Origin of the sequence: Methylobacterium sp. Leaf113, assembly GCF_001423325.1 — a bacterium.
In the GTDB taxonomy this organism is placed as follows: Bacteria; Pseudomonadota; Alphaproteobacteria; order Rhizobiales; family Beijerinckiaceae; genus Methylobacterium.
In genome coordinates, this window is the sequence record NZ_LMNJ01000022.1 from 22,435 (window position 1) to 34,946 (window position 12,512).

Sequence of the window (12,512 nt, forward strand, 5' to 3'; positions counted from 1 at the left end):
GGGCTCAGCCGTCCACGGCCTCGATGTAGGGCGCCAGCAGGCGGCCGAGGTCGCGCTCGCGCGGCGGGGTCGCGACGATGCGCGCCCGCTCGGCGACCGCGTCGAGATGATGGTCCATCAGGGCGCTCACGCGCTCCGGATCGCCGGCGATCAGGGCGGCCACCAGGGCGCGGTGCTCGCTGACACCGCACTCGGCCGAATGGGGTCGGCTGTAGAGCGAGAGCACCAGGGCGCAGCGGTATCCGAGTTCGGCCACGTAGCGCTCCAGCACGGGGCTGCGGGTCATCTGGGCCAGCAACAGGTGGAACTCGGTGGCCAGCCGGATCGACCCGGCCTCGGAGCCTCCCTGCGCGGCCTCCTCCAGCGCGATATGCGCGAGCAGCGCCGCCTGCTGCGCCTCGGTGAGGCGCCCGGCCAAGCGGGCGACCACCAGCCGCTCCAGGCAGATGCGGACATCGAAGGTGTCGCGGGCCTCTTCCCAGCTCGGCGTTGCCACCACGGCGATCCGGTTGCGCCGCAGCTCCACCAGCCCCTCGCTCGCCAGTTGCCCGAGGGCCTGACGGGCGATGGTGCGGCTGACACCGAAGCGTTCGCCGAGGGCATCCTCCGGCAGACGGTCCCCGGGCACGATGGCCCGTTCGACGATCGCGCGGCGCAGGGCCCGGCAGATCGACCCGACCCGATCCTTGGTCCCCGCCCGCGTGTTGTCGTCCTGCGAGTGGCTCCGCAAGTGACTCTGCATGTGGCTCTGCAAGTGACTCTGCCTTTCGTCCCGTATGTGGTCCCGATTCGTCCCGGTGGTTCGGAAGCACGAGCGGGACCAGACAGGGTCCGATGCCTTCGGTCGAGGGGCCACGGGACGCTGCCTGGTGCGAAAGGCGGGAATCGTCACGAGCGGCGCCCCGGCTGGGCGCCGGTGACCAGGGCGGCGGCGAGGCACCCGAGCCCGATCAGCGCGAGGCTCAGGCGCTCGCCCTGCAGCATGCGGAGGACAGGAGGCCGATCAGGCGTGGCGACCAGGCTACGGTGAGCGGCTCCTCGACGGCGAGGGCGGCAACCGGCAGCGGGATCGCCGCCAGCAGCATATGCCAGGGCGCGAGTTCGAGGGAGTGGGCGGTCCAGTTGTGGCGGCGGACATGCAGGATGGCGATGGCCCAGCCCAGCCGGCGATGATCGATTATGAGTATCGGATCGTACAGCGAGACGGCCCCACTGCTCATACCATCCGGATGTCAACATAGATCAAAATTCGGACCGCGAAACAAAGTGATCCGGGCGCGGTTATCGTAACAGAACCGACCCAACACACCGGGACACGTCGCAGGCCGACGCACGATACAAGGATGCGGCGCGGTCAGATCTGGTCCTCGGGTCTGCCCCCGACCGCTGCACCACCGCCACGATGCCGAACCGCCCTTCCGGGACATCCTGATCCCGTGCGCGGCGCGGCCTGCCGGTGCCCCGAACCCGATCCGCCACCCCTCAGGAAGAGTTTCGCGATGACGGACTTCCCGAAGCCGCCCTTCGACAAGCAGCGCCAGCTCACGCCGCCGGCCCGCGACGCCGACATGGACCCGCGCCCCGATTACGGCGAGGCGCATTACCGCGGGTCGGGGCGGCTCACCGGGCGGAAGACCATCATCACCGGCGCCGACAGCGGCATCGGTCGCGCCGTCGCCCTGGCCTATGCCCGCGAGGGTGCCGACGTGCTGGTCGCCTATTACGACGAGCACGACGACGCGAAGGAGACCTGCCGTCTGGTCGAGGAGGCCGGACGCAAGGCCGTGGCCGTCGCGGGCGACATCAAGGACCCCAAGCATTGCCGCGCGATCATCGACCGGGCGGTGGCGGCCTTCGGGCAGGTCGACGTCCTCGTCAACAACGCAGCCCACCAGAAGACCTTCGAGAAGCCCGAGGACATCTCCGACGAGGAGTGGGAGGTCACCTTCGCCACCAACATCCATGCGATGTTCTATCTGGTGAAGGCCGCGCTGCCGCACATGAAGGCGGGTGCGGCCATCATCAACACCACATCGGTCAATGCCGACACGCCGAGCCCGCAACTGCTCGCCTACGCCACCACCAAGGGCGCGATCCAGAACTTCACCGGCGGTCTGGCCCAGATGCTGGCCGACCGCGACATCCGGGTGAATTGCGTCGCGCCGGGGCCGATCTGGACGCCGCTGATCCCCTCCACCATGCCGATGGAGAAGGTCCGGAGCTTCGGATCGCAGGTGCCGATGCAGCGGCCCGGCCAGCCCTGCGAACTGGCCCCCGTCTACGTCATGCTGGCGAGCCCGGAAGCCAGCTACGTCTCCGGCGCCACCATCGCGGTCACCGGCGGCAAACCTATCATCTGATTCCGCCTGTCATCTGATTACGCCCGTCATCCGAGCGCGCAGATCCTGTGATCCTGTGATCAGCCGATCCTGTGAGGAGATCGCCATGAACGCCCCCCGGAACCGCCCCGATGCGCCCGCGCGCCCGAGCTTGCGCGACTTCGACGCCTATACCGACCGGAACGGCCAGGATTTCGGTCAGGACGAGGCCCGCGATGTCGGCCGCCCGGACCGGTTGCAGCACGCGTTGGACTCGGACCCGAGCTGGCAGGCCGAGACGGCGCGCGTCGCCTCCGGCTTTCCCCGCCAGGATTCCATCGGCGGCGGCGATGTCGCCAGCGTCGAGGCGACCGAGGCGGAGACGCCGGCCGCCAACCTGCGCCGCATCTCCGATCCAAGCCCTGCTTCCGATGCAAGCCTTTCCTCCAAGGCAAGCCCCAATTCCAATTCGAGCCCCGATTCCAATCCGCGTCCGGCCGCGTCCGGTTCGAAAGAAACGCTCTGACACGAAGGCCGACAGCGATGATTCCCACCCGCCTGCACGCCGTGGCCGACTACCTGCTGCCGGCCGCCATCGCCGCCCTCTCGCTCTCGCCGCGGCGTGGGCGCGCGACGCGCCGGATCATGCGGGTCGGGCCGGTCTGGCACTACGGCTACACGATGCTCACCCGCTACGAAGGCGGTCTCGTTCCGGCGATCGGAATGCCGACCCATCTGGCGTGCGATGCCGTCGGTGCCCTCGGCTTCGTCGGGGCGGCCGCCCTGCTGCAGGACGAGCCGGCCCGAGACCGTCTGCTGCTGGCCGCCATCGGTCTCGGGGAACTCGCCGTCATCGCGGCGAGCCGCCGGCATCCGCCGTGGGACGCGCGCGCGACGACCGATGGACGGCAGCGCTAGCGGCTCACCGAACGCCTTCCTGATCGAACCACGGGAGCCCGCCATGGAGCGCGACATCGAGGACTCGACATCGGACAAGCCGGACTCCACCGGCACCAACGCGCGTCCGCGTGAGACAACCATCGCTCAGACCGGAGACGGTATTCCGGACGACAGCGGCCGTCCGGTGAAAGTCGATGACACGGAACTCAAGCGCATCGCGGACAAGATCCGCACGCTATAGCCTGGCACTGATGCGATAGCATCGCGACGGAACTGTTCGAATGCGGAACGATTGATTCCTTACCCACCCGAAACCGCAGACAGGAGCCGCGCATGACGGCCAAGGCACCGCCCGTTCCGCCCGCCAACCAGTCCGATAAGGGCCCCGGGAGCGCACCGGAAGCGCCCCTTGCCACGGGTCCAAAGGGGTCGAGCCAGACCCAGAACCCCGACAAGATCGGGCAGGCCGGCAATTCCAAGGTGAACACCACGAACCAGGGCTACCAGCAGGATCGCTAATGAGCACCTCGAAGAAGACGCCCGCCGCCGACCGTCATCACGGCGGCCCCGGCAGCAGCCATCAGGACGCGTCCAAGCCGCAGGCGGACGTACGGCACGGCCCGATTCCGGGCAGTCCGACCAACGACGCGACATCCCATGTATCCGGCGGCGGCGGTGAGCGCGACCGGCATCATGCCCACGATGCCGAGGGCAAATCCGCCGCCCGGTCGCACTGAGTCGGCTTCTTCGGAGCTGACTTTTTCGGAGCTGACCTCTGCCGAGCCGGCGTCTTCGGTGCCGGCGCCGGCCCTCAGGATCTCAACATCTCAGGAGACGCAGCGATGGCGAACGCCGATCGACACAAGATGGGTCCGGCCGCACAGGGCAAGGGCACCGGAACCGGCGCCATGACGGACCTGCCGGACGGAATCCTGGAAGAGAACATGGTTCTCAGCAATCGCGACAAGTCCCGGCACAACGACATGCGTGGGCTCGACAGCAAGATGGTCCAGACCGAGCAGTATCAGGACCATGCCGCCAACCGGGAGATTCCGGCCGACGCGATCGAGTCGGGTCCGGCCGGAAACACGACCGGGCTCGCCAGCCCGAAGTCGGACCTGTCCGGCGCTCAGAGCAGCCTCGCCAGCCAGGATAAGCCGTAGGCCGCAGAAGATCTTGCTCACGAGGATCTTGCCCACGAGGATCTTGCCCACGAGGATCTTGCCCATGCAGACAACCACGCAGCTTCGCGACCACGGCCGCCCGGAGACCAGCGGCCCCCGTCAGGGTCCGGGTTCCGGCGACGGTCGGACCGTCGATCAAGCCGATCAGGTCAGCAGCCTGGTGCCGCTCGGCCTCGCCATCGTGGGCGCCGGCGTGGTCGTGACCCTGGAAGCCTTCATCCACTGAGCCGGGCTTACCGACGGACGCGGGATCGGCTTCGGATCTCGCGACCGGATGCAATTCGGGAGATCCTCCGTGCCGCCCATCGACCATAAACCCAACCCTGTGCGGACGAACCGCTTCGGATGGATCGCCGCCGGTCTGCTGGTAGCAGCCCTGATCGCCTACACGATCTACTTCGTCATGATCCCATCGCCCCTGCCGCCGCAATGATCGGCATCAGCAAGGTGCTCACCTTGAGCCGGGCACGGGTCGCAAGGTCATCATCGGATAGTCTACTCATTGATCGAAGTTAAGATCTTTTCTAATCTGAAAATCGACCCGGCCGCATCCGACAAGTGGGAACAAGCAACGGCGAACTGAGATTCACGGAAATGATCACGCCTTAAGATCAAAATCCTGTTCTCTCAGCTCGAAAGACTGTTTCCATGGATCGACGTTCCGTTCTGTTTGCTATGGCAGGCCTGGTCTCGGCCGTGCCGCTGGCCCACGCCCAGCCCGCTTTCGACCTCGGCTCGCCGGATCAGTTCCGGCTGTCGGAACTGATGGGCGGCGAGTTCGCCATCCAGACCAGCCGGCTCGCTCTCGAGCGCTCGCGCAGCCCCGCCATCCGCAACTTCGCGCAACTCGAGATTAACGAGCAGACCGCCGTGGCGGCCGCCCTCGGGGCGACACCGGGCAACGTGCAGCCGCGGCCGGACCAGATGGCGATCCTGCAGCAACTACAGGGCCTCTCGCCGGGTCGAGCCTTCGACCGTGCCTACGTGCAGGGACAGATCGCCGGTCATGAGGAGTTGCTGGCGCTGAACACCGCCTATGCGCAGGGTGGCTCCGACCCCCGCAGCCGCGCGGTGGCCACCGTCGCGGTGCCGTCGATCCAGACCCACCTGTCCATGCTCAGCAGCCTGCGCCGCGGCGGCCACGTCTGACGCGGATCGGAGAATCCCGCGGGGCAGACTGCGTCATGCCCCGCGGATCTCGTGATCGACCCGTAGGGCTGGCGGCTCAGCCGCCGCCGATCCCGCTGGTGATGGTGCCGGTCCCCCGGCATTCGGGGCAGGGCTGGGCGTTCAGCAGTCCGGTCCCCTGGCAGTGACGACACAGGTTCTCGCCGGTCCCCGGCGCGCCAGGCGTGGCCTCGTCACCGGGTTTGGTCGGTTCCGGATCCTGCATTCGTCGCTCCTCATAGCTTTCGATTGTCAGATCCTGGTAAAAACTCAACCGACAACGTGTGTTCCCCTTGGGACAGCAGAGCCATTACAGGAACTGTACGGATCAGGACAGAAGTATCGCGTGTCTCAGGACTGAGGAACGAGCGCGATATTCGGCGGTTGCCCTGACATATCCCCTCTTTGGAAAGCCTTCGTAGCATGTCCCTCGTGAAAACGTCCGCGCCCCTTTTCGGAGCCGCCCTCATCGCCGCCGTCACCGGCCTGTCCGTCTCGGCCCAGACCGGCGTCCTGCCCGAGCGCGGACCCGGTGGACGCGGCACCATCGTCGAGAGCCAGCCGAACACCACCGGAAACGATCCCGACGTGGTGATTGCGCGGGGCGCCAACGGGGCCGACACCATCACCACCGACTCGGCCGCGGGCGGCAACGCCAACCTGCCCGAGCGCGCCATCCCGAACGGCAGTGCGGGTGGCGGCGGCGGTCGCTGATCGCACAGGCCGATCACCTCGGACCCGAACGCAGCCAGAAGAGTCCCGAACCCTGGTTCGGGGCTCTTCTGGCATTCCGGCTGCGTCACAGCGTGGCGCCGCCGGAGGGCGTCGAACGGCCGGTCGGATTGACGCGTTGGCCCCGCACAGACACCCGGAGACCTCCATGGCCCTGCGATCCGAAACCCCACCCACCCCGGGCGATCTCTCCGTCGAGACGCCCCCGGACTCCGAGCGGCCCACCACCGCCATGCTCAAGGCGGATATCGACAGCGGGCGGACCGGCGACAAGATCGCCCATTACGACACCGGCCTGTCGCAACTCGGCACCGACGACGAGGCGGCCGGCAATGCCCCCTCGCATGCCCGCATCGCCCTGGCACGCAAGACCGAGGCGGCGCCCCCGAAGGTCCGCGCCGCAGCGAAGCCCGAGGGTCACAACCGGTGGATCCTGCCGCTGTTCATCGGGTTCGCCGCGATGGTCCCCGTGGTGGTCGGTACGTCGCTCTACCTGTTCGGACGATAGGCGACCGCACGCCGCGGGAAGGGCCGGACCTCAGACGGTCCGGCTGCGCCGGCGGGCGACCTCGGCGAGGGCGGCGAGGTCCTTGTCGGCATCGCCGTGGTCCATCGCCGCGATCAGGGTGTCGTGCAGCACGTCGGCGAAGGGCATCGACACGCCGGCCGCCCCGGCGGCGTCCAGGGCGAGGCCGATATCCTTGGCGCCGAGCTTGAGGGCGAATCCCGGCGGCTCGTAGCGATGGTCGGCGATCAGGGCGCCGTAGTTCTTGTAGACCGGCGATGCGAACAGCGTGTTGGTGAGAAGGTCGAGGAGATCGCCCCCCGTGACCCCGTGCCCCTCCACCAAGGCGGCCGCCTCGCCCATCGCCTCGATCGCCGAGATCAGCATGAAGTTGCCCGCGAGCTTGACCGCGTTGGCCCGGTGCGGCTCGGACCCGAAGGCCCAGGTCCGGGCGCCCATGGCATCGAGCAGCGGCTGCGCCCGGGCGACGGCTGCGGGATCGCCCGCCGCGACGATGTTCAGCTTGCCCATGGCGGCGACATCGGGGCGACCGAAGACCGGGGCCGCGACGTAGGGCACTCCGGCGCGCGCATGGATCGCCGCCAGATCCTGGGCCAGGGCCACCGAGATCGTGCTCATCGACAGGTGCAGGCCCGGGCAGGTGCCGCCGTCGAGGAGACCGCCCGCGACGATCACGGCGCGCAACGCCGCGTCGTCCGCCAGCATGGTGATCGCCGCATCGCCCGCGAAGGCTTCGGCGGCCGTGGCCACCGGCACCACGCCTTCCAGCCCCTCGACCCCTGCCGGGGAGCGATTCCAGACCCGGACCCGGTGCCCGGCCCGCACGAGGCTCGCCGCCATGCCGCGTCCCATCCGGCCGAGGCCGATCACGCCCACATCCATGAACCGTCTCCCGCGTTGCGTCGTCTCAGTGGCCGTTGAGGAATTCGAGGGTCAGCGTGTTGAACTGATCCGTCGCTTCCAGGTGGACGAGGTGGCCGATGCCCGACAGCACCACGGCGCGGCCGTTCGGCATCCGAGCGGCCAACGTGCGCGCGTGCTCGGCGTTGCGCCCCATGTCGGCCCGGAGCGATTCCGGCGCGAAGGGCTTGCCCGGGGCATTGTGGTCGTTTTCGCCCATGAGGAAGAGGGTCGGCACCGGGATCAGCGGGATCTCATGCACCACCGGCTGGCCCCAGATGGCCTGGTAGGAATTGACGAAGGACTGGAGCCAGCGCGGATACTCGCCCGAGCCCTTGACCCGCTCGCGCACGGAGACGAACGGCTCGATGGCGGAGGACGGCAGCGACAGGGCATAGTTCGTCATCAACTGGCGGCGATAGGAATCGGCGGTCACGTCGCCCTCCAGGCGCAGCAGGGTCGCGTCGGAGACGGGCGGCACGGTGAACCGGTAATCCTCCAGACCGATCGGGGCTTCGAGCACGAGGCTGTTGATGCGGGCCGGGGCATTGCGGGTCAGGCGCACCGCCAGCATTCCGCCCATCGAATGGGCCACCACGTCGACGCGCGGCAACCCGAGAGAATCGAGCAGGCCCACCGTGTCGGCCGCCATGGCGTCGAACGTGTACGGGCCGACGGGCTTGGCCGATTTGCCGAATCCGAGCTGATCCGGAACCAGCACCCGGTACCCGGCGCGGCTGAGCGCCAGGATCACCGGTTGCCAGTAGCTCGACGGGAAATTGCGCCCGTGCAGGAGCAGGACGGTGCGTCCGTTGGCCTGCCCCTCGGCGGGCACATCCATATAGGCGAGGCGCTGGCGCTCGCCGTCGCGCATCCGCTCGAGGAAGAACACCGGATAGGGATAGGCGAAGCCTTCGAGGGCGATGCCCAGGGGAGACGCGTCGTCGGCCCTCGTCTGCGCGGCGGCCGGTGCCACGGTGAGCTGGGCCGCCAGAAGGAGGGCGGAGACTGAGCGGAGCGCGTCCATGTGTGTTCCCGACAACGGCGCGCGGTCGCACGCATCGGCTGACATAGCGCAGGTTCCGGCCGCATGCCGCCCGATCCGGGTGACAAAGGACACGCGGAGTCTCCGGCCCCCTTGCGGAAACCGGCGCCGCGTCCCAGGCCTCGGCCATGAATGTCGACGCGCCCCGCCACGCCTCGCCCGAGCCCGTACCGGATGGTTTGCCGGTGCGCGAACGCATGCTGGCGCTTTTGGCGATCAGCCTTGCGATGACCATGGCGGTGCTCGACGGCGCCATCGTCAACGTGGCCCTGCCGGTGATGGCCAAGGATCTGGCGGTGGAGCCCTCCGCGGCGATCTTCGTCACCAACAGCTTCCAGATCGCGGTGACGGCCTCCCTGCTGCCTCTGGCCTCGCTCGGCGACATCCTCGGTTATCGCCGGGTCTACCTCACCGGCCTCGTCCTGTTCACGGCGGCCTCCGTGGCCTGCGCCTTCGCCCCGACCCTCGACTGGCTGGTGGCGGCGCGGATCGCGCAGGGGTTCGGCGCCGCCGGCATCATGAGCGTCAACATCGCCCTGGTGCGCTTCATCTATCCGCATCGCCTGATCGGGCGCGGCGTCGGCAACGTCGCCCTGGTGGTGGCCATGGCCTCGGCCGCCGGGCCGACGGTGGCGGCCGCGATCCTGTCGGTGGCGACTTGGCCCTGGCTGTTCCTGGTCAACCTGCCGGTCGGGGTGATCGCCCTCGCGGTCGGCGCCCGCACCCTGCCGGCGACGCCGAAGAGCGGCGGCCGCTTCGACATCCGCAGCGCGCTTCTCAACGCCCTGACCTTCGGGCTCCTGATCACCGGCGTCGACGGCCTCGGCGATCCGGCCACGCGCGGCGTCGCCCTGGCGGAGATCGGCGCGGCCCTCTGCGTCGGCGCCGTCTTCGTCTGGACGCAGACCCGGATGACCCGTCCGCTCCTGCCGGTCGATCTCCTGCGGATTCCAGCCTTCGCCCTCTCCATGGCGACCTCGATCGCCTCGTTCGGGGCGCAGATGATGGCCTATGTCGCCCTGCCCTTCTACTTTCAGGACGTGCTGCACCTGTCCGAGACGCAGACCGGATTCCTGATGACGCCCTGGCCCATCGCCATCGCGGTGATGGCCCCCCTGTCCGGGCGCCTCGCGGACCGCTACGCTCCAGGGCTGCTGGGCGGCCTTGGTCTCGCCCTGATGGCGACCGGCCTCGCGGCGATCGCGCTGCTGCCGTCGGACGCCTCCCATCTCGACATCGCCTGGCGCCTCACCCTGTGCGGCCTTGGCTTCGGGCTGTTCCAGTCGCCGAACAACAAGGTCATCATCACCAGCGCCCCGCGTGACCGCAGCGGCGGGGCCAGCGGCATGCAATCCACCGCGCGTCTGACCGGACAATCCTTCGGGGCCGCCCTGGTGGCGGTGATCTTCGGGTTGCACCAGGGCGCCGCTCCGGCCGGACCGGTGGCCGCCACCCTGTGGTGCGCCGTCGGTCTCGCCGCCTTCGGGGCGGTGGCCAGCGTATTGCGGCGCCAACAGACAGGATGACGCTTCGGAGAAACGAGACTTCGGAGAGACGAGACTTCGGAGAAACGAGACTTCCGAGAAACGAGACTTCGGAGAAACGAGACTTCGAAGAGACGAGACTTCGAAGAGACGGTCTTCGGAACGTTGACCCAGCCTCGGCAGAGCCGCGCCGATGGCGTGATCGCACCAGGGCCGTTCCGGCGCGTTGACCCGGTGCCAGCTCCACCGAGGACAACACCATGCAACTCGACCTGTCGGGCAAGCGCGCCCTCGTCAGCGGTTCCACCACCGGCATCGGCTACGCCATCGCCAAGGCCCTGGCGGAGCTCGGCGCGACGGTGGCGATCAACGGGCGCACCCAGGATCGCGTGCGCGACGCCGTCGAGCGCCTCAAGCGCGAGACCGGCAAGGCGACCTTCATCGGCGCGCCGGGCGACGTCTCCACCCCGGACGGGGCCGCGCGCGTGGTCGCGGGGCTGCCGGACATCGACATCCTGGTCAACAACACCGGCATCTTCGAGCCGAAGCCGTTCTTCGACATTCCGGACGAGGACTGGCACCGCTTCTTCGAGACCAACGTGATGAGCGGCGTGCGCCTGTCGCGCGCCTACACGCCGGGCATGGTCCAGCGCGGTTGGGGCCGGGTTGTCTTCATCTCCAGCGAATCCGGCGTGAACATCCCGGTGGAGATGGTCCATTACGGCATGACCAAGACGGCCCAGCTCGCCGTGGCGCGCGGCCTCGCCGAGACCGTGTCCGGCTCCGGCGTGACCGTGAACAGCGTGCTGCCGGGACCGACCCTGTCCGAGGGCGTCGCGGACTTCATGAAGAGCATGGCCAAGGACGACGGACGCGGCGGCGACGTCGACCTCGATGCCGCCGGCCGCGCCTTCGTGGCCGAGCATCGCCCGACCTCGCTGATCGGCCGCCTCGCCACCGTCGACGAAGTCGCCAGCATGGTGGCCTACATCTGCAGCCCGGCCGCCAGCGCCACCAGCGGGGCGGCCCTCCGGGTCGATGGCGGCGTGGTGCGCAGCATCGTGTGACGCCCAAGTCACAGGGAGCCGAGCACTCGATTGAGAAGGGCCGGGATCGAAAAGGATTGAAAAAAGCGCGGTGTCATTAACGATTTGGTCATCCTTCCATTCGAGGTTCCCGGGCCGATGGGAGGATGCAGATGGGAGATTACGCGCTCGAGGGACCGCGCTGGGGCCGAGGTCCGGCGGGGACAGGCGGCGGCATGGTCACCTGGGCTCTCGACGCAACGATTCCCGCGAGCTTCGTCGGCGTCATCCAGGCCGCCTTCGCCGCCTGGTCGAGCTATGCCGACATCGCCTTCCAGCAGGTCGTGTCGACGGTCGAATCCGATATCGATCTCACCCTGAATAGCATCGACGGTCTCGGCAAGGTCGTCGGGAATGCGACCTATTCCTATAGCGGACAGCGCCTTCAATCCGTGACCGTCGCCTTCGACAGTGGAGAAGGATGGCACACGGCGAAGGGCCGCGTCGTCAGCAATCAGAACGTCGATCTTTCCGCCGTCGCCCTTCACGAGATCGGGCATGCGATCGGGCTCGACCACTACAATGCCAAGCCGGAGGTGATGAACGCCATCCTGGATCCCACCATCTCCAGCCTCGCGGCCGGCGACATCGCGGGCGTCCAGGCGCTGTACGGCGCTCGCAGCGCCCCGATTCAGGCAGCACCGCCCGCCCTGGTCGTGCAGGCCGAGGTCACGGCCGTGCACCGTTTCTACGACACCAAGACCGGGGACCATTTCTACACCACGAGCGGCGCCGAGAAGGCGCAGATCCTGCAGACCCTGCCGTGGTTCACCTACGAGGGAACCCCGTGGGCGACCCCGAGCCAGGGGGCCGACACCATCGACGTGTTCCGGTTCTTCGACACCGGCACGACCGCGCATTTCTTCACGACCAGCGTCGGCGAGCGCGACCAGATCATCAAGANGGGGGCCGACACCATCGACGTGTTCCGGTTCTTCGACACCGGCACGACCGCGCATTTCTTCACGACCAGCGTCGGCGAGCGCGACCAGATCATCAAGACCAACCCGTCCTACAAATACGAGGGCGTCGCGTTCGAGGCCTACGCGGATGCGGGCGCGCCCGGCACCGTGACGCTGGAGCGGTTCTTCAACACCAAGACCGGCCAGCATCACTTCGCCGGCAATGCCGAGGAGGCCGCCGGCATCAACCAGGGCGCTGCCGGTGCGGG

Annotated in this window: 20 protein-coding genes and 1 pseudogene; 16 read left to right on the top strand and 5 right to left on the bottom strand. The window is 68.3% G+C overall.

The features are described 5' to 3' along the window. Positions 1-4: 4 nt before the first annotated feature. Both ASF60_RS13920 and ASF60_RS13925 read right to left on the bottom strand, forming a co-directional pair. Positions 5-742 (bottom strand): GntR family transcriptional regulator, encoded by a 738-nt coding sequence (locus ASF60_RS13920; RefSeq protein WP_056185799.1) that lies wholly within the window; start codon positions 740-742, stop codon positions 5-7. Between the two features lie 220 nt (positions 743-962). Then, a complete protein-coding gene (locus ASF60_RS13925; protein ID WP_056185803.1) occupies positions 963-1,220 on the bottom strand; it encodes a hypothetical protein in 258 nt (85 codons plus the stop codon). 279 nt (positions 1,221-1,499) lie between these two features. Between ASF60_RS13925 and ASF60_RS13930 the strand changes: the two genes are divergently transcribed. The 10 genes from ASF60_RS13930 (at position 1,500) to ASF60_RS13970 (ending at position 5,551) form a co-directional block, all read left to right on the top strand. After that, entirely contained in the window at positions 1,500-2,360 is an 861-nt protein-coding gene (locus ASF60_RS13930) for a glucose 1-dehydrogenase (RefSeq protein WP_056185807.1), read from the top strand. Between the two features lie 85 nt (positions 2,361-2,445). Next, positions 2,446-2,844, top strand: coding sequence for a hypothetical protein (locus ASF60_RS13935; RefSeq protein WP_082507959.1), 399 nt, complete (start codon positions 2,446-2,448; stop codon positions 2,842-2,844). 17 nt (positions 2,845-2,861) lie between these two features. Then, positions 2,862-3,236: a hypothetical protein gene (locus tag ASF60_RS13940; RefSeq protein ID WP_056185810.1), complete on the top strand. Its 375-nt coding sequence runs from the start codon at positions 2,862-2,864 to the stop codon at positions 3,234-3,236. Between the two features lie 43 nt (positions 3,237-3,279). After that, positions 3,280-3,459 (top strand): hypothetical protein, encoded by a 180-nt coding sequence (locus ASF60_RS13945; protein ID WP_056185859.1) that lies wholly within the window; start codon positions 3,280-3,282, stop codon positions 3,457-3,459. Positions 3,460-3,551: 92 nt separating this feature from the next. Next, the gene (locus ASF60_RS13950; protein ID WP_056185813.1) at positions 3,552-3,737 is read left to right on the top strand and encodes a hypothetical protein; all 186 of its coding nucleotides are present in this window, start codon (positions 3,552-3,554) and stop codon (positions 3,735-3,737) included. Next, positions 3,737-3,955 carry a hypothetical protein gene (locus ASF60_RS13955; RefSeq protein ID WP_056185816.1) on the top strand — a complete coding sequence of 73 codons (219 nt, stop codon included), beginning with the start codon at positions 3,737-3,739 and terminating at the stop codon, positions 3,953-3,955. Before ASF60_RS13950 ends, ASF60_RS13955 begins: the two co-directional genes overlap by 1 nt. A gap of 105 nt (positions 3,956-4,060) precedes the next feature. Continuing rightward, on the top strand, positions 4,061-4,381 hold the full coding sequence (locus tag ASF60_RS13960) for a hypothetical protein (protein WP_056185819.1): 321 nt from the start codon (positions 4,061-4,063) through the stop codon (positions 4,379-4,381). 64 nt (positions 4,382-4,445) lie between these two features. Beyond that, positions 4,446-4,628, top strand: coding sequence for a hypothetical protein (locus ASF60_RS13965; protein ID WP_056185822.1), 183 nt, complete (start codon positions 4,446-4,448; stop codon positions 4,626-4,628). 69 nt (positions 4,629-4,697) lie between these two features. Next, a complete protein-coding gene (locus ASF60_RS24510; protein ID WP_156376169.1) occupies positions 4,698-4,835 on the top strand; it encodes a hypothetical protein in 138 nt (45 codons plus the stop codon). A 215-nt stretch (positions 4,836-5,050) separates the two neighbouring features. Then, positions 5,051-5,551 carry a DUF4142 domain-containing protein gene (locus ASF60_RS13970; protein WP_082507960.1) on the top strand — a complete coding sequence of 167 codons (501 nt, stop codon included), beginning with the start codon at positions 5,051-5,053 and terminating at the stop codon, positions 5,549-5,551. 76 nt (positions 5,552-5,627) lie between these two features. Here the strand turns inward: ASF60_RS13970 and ASF60_RS24515 are convergent, their stop codons facing one another. Then, the gene (locus ASF60_RS24515) at positions 5,628-5,843 is read right to left on the bottom strand and encodes a hypothetical protein (RefSeq protein WP_156634101.1); all 216 of its coding nucleotides are present in this window, start codon (positions 5,841-5,843) and stop codon (positions 5,628-5,630) included. A gap of 149 nt (positions 5,844-5,992) precedes the next feature. Here ASF60_RS24515 and ASF60_RS13975 point away from each other — a divergent pair, with 149 nt between their 5' ends. Beyond that, on the top strand, positions 5,993-6,283 hold the full coding sequence (locus ASF60_RS13975) for a hypothetical protein (protein WP_056185828.1): 291 nt from the start codon (positions 5,993-5,995) through the stop codon (positions 6,281-6,283). Positions 6,284-6,449: 166 nt separating this feature from the next. Further along, positions 6,450-6,809 (top strand): hypothetical protein, encoded by a 360-nt coding sequence (locus ASF60_RS13980; protein ID WP_056185830.1) that lies wholly within the window; start codon positions 6,450-6,452, stop codon positions 6,807-6,809. A 30-nt stretch (positions 6,810-6,839) separates the two neighbouring features. Here the strand turns inward: ASF60_RS13980 and ASF60_RS13985 are convergent, their stop codons facing one another. Together ASF60_RS13985 and ASF60_RS13990 are read right to left on the bottom strand one after the other, a co-directional pair. Beyond that, complete coding sequence (locus ASF60_RS13985; protein ID WP_056185833.1) at positions 6,840-7,709, bottom strand: NAD(P)-dependent oxidoreductase; 870 nt, start codon at positions 7,707-7,709, stop codon at positions 6,840-6,842. Between the two features lie 25 nt (positions 7,710-7,734). Further along, positions 7,735-8,754, bottom strand: coding sequence for an alpha/beta fold hydrolase (locus ASF60_RS13990; protein WP_056185837.1), 1,020 nt, complete (start codon positions 8,752-8,754; stop codon positions 7,735-7,737). Positions 8,755-8,900: 146 nt separating this feature from the next. Here ASF60_RS13990 and ASF60_RS13995 point away from each other — a divergent pair, with 146 nt between their 5' ends. From ASF60_RS13995 to ASF60_RS26225, 4 genes and pseudogenes are all read left to right on the top strand, one after another. Continuing rightward, positions 8,901-10,298: an MFS transporter gene (locus ASF60_RS13995; RefSeq protein WP_056185840.1), complete on the top strand. Its 1,398-nt coding sequence runs from the start codon at positions 8,901-8,903 to the stop codon at positions 10,296-10,298. A 218-nt stretch (positions 10,299-10,516) separates the two neighbouring features. After that, positions 10,517-11,323, top strand: a complete 807-nt coding sequence (locus tag ASF60_RS14000) for an SDR family NAD(P)-dependent oxidoreductase (protein WP_056185843.1) — start codon at positions 10,517-10,519, stop codon at positions 11,321-11,323. Positions 11,324-11,517: 194 nt separating this feature from the next. Continuing rightward, positions 11,518-12,244: matrixin family metalloprotease (locus tag ASF60_RS26220; protein WP_443136763.1), on the top strand; the 727-nt coding region annotated here is incomplete at its 3' end. A gap of 20 nt (positions 12,245-12,264) precedes the next feature. After that, positions 12,265-12,512, top strand: a pseudogene (locus tag ASF60_RS26225) (family 16 glycosylhydrolase); the annotation flags it as partial.

Bases quoted from the DNA above. Each gene is read 5' to 3' on its own strand.
- ASF60_RS13920 (WP_056185799.1), bottom strand. From the start codon at position 742: ATGCAGAGTCACTTGCGGAGCCACTCGCAGGACGACAACACGCGGGCG.
- ASF60_RS13925 (WP_056185803.1), bottom strand. From the start codon at position 1,220: ATGAGCAGTGGGGCCGTCTCGCTGTACGATCCGATACTCATAATCGAT.
- ASF60_RS13930 (WP_056185807.1), top strand. From the start codon at position 1,500: ATGACGGACTTCCCGAAGCCGCCCTTCGACAAGCAGCGCCAGCTCACG.
- ASF60_RS13935 (WP_082507959.1), top strand. From the start codon at position 2,446: ATGAACGCCCCCCGGAACCGCCCCGATGCGCCCGCGCGCCCGAGCTTG.
- ASF60_RS13940 (WP_056185810.1), top strand. From the start codon at position 2,862: ATGATTCCCACCCGCCTGCACGCCGTGGCCGACTACCTGCTGCCGGCC.
- ASF60_RS13945 (WP_056185859.1), top strand. From the start codon at position 3,280: ATGGAGCGCGACATCGAGGACTCGACATCGGACAAGCCGGACTCCACC.
- ASF60_RS13950 (WP_056185813.1), top strand. From the start codon at position 3,552: ATGACGGCCAAGGCACCGCCCGTTCCGCCCGCCAACCAGTCCGATAAG.
- ASF60_RS13955 (WP_056185816.1), top strand. From the start codon at position 3,737: ATGAGCACCTCGAAGAAGACGCCCGCCGCCGACCGTCATCACGGCGGC.
- ASF60_RS13960 (WP_056185819.1), top strand. From the start codon at position 4,061: ATGGCGAACGCCGATCGACACAAGATGGGTCCGGCCGCACAGGGCAAG.
- ASF60_RS13965 (WP_056185822.1), top strand. From the start codon at position 4,446: ATGCAGACAACCACGCAGCTTCGCGACCACGGCCGCCCGGAGACCAGC.
- ASF60_RS13970 (WP_082507960.1), top strand. From the start codon at position 5,051: ATGGATCGACGTTCCGTTCTGTTTGCTATGGCAGGCCTGGTCTCGGCC.
- ASF60_RS13975 (WP_056185828.1), top strand. From the start codon at position 5,993: ATGTCCCTCGTGAAAACGTCCGCGCCCCTTTTCGGAGCCGCCCTCATC.
- ASF60_RS13980 (WP_056185830.1), top strand. From the start codon at position 6,450: ATGGCCCTGCGATCCGAAACCCCACCCACCCCGGGCGATCTCTCCGTC.
- ASF60_RS13985 (WP_056185833.1), bottom strand. From the start codon at position 7,709: ATGGATGTGGGCGTGATCGGCCTCGGCCGGATGGGACGCGGCATGGCG.
- ASF60_RS13990 (WP_056185837.1), bottom strand. From the start codon at position 8,754: ATGGACGCGCTCCGCTCAGTCTCCGCCCTCCTTCTGGCGGCCCAGCTC.
- ASF60_RS13995 (WP_056185840.1), top strand. From the start codon at position 8,901: ATGAATGTCGACGCGCCCCGCCACGCCTCGCCCGAGCCCGTACCGGAT.
- ASF60_RS14000 (WP_056185843.1), top strand. From the start codon at position 10,517: ATGCAACTCGACCTGTCGGGCAAGCGCGCCCTCGTCAGCGGTTCCACC.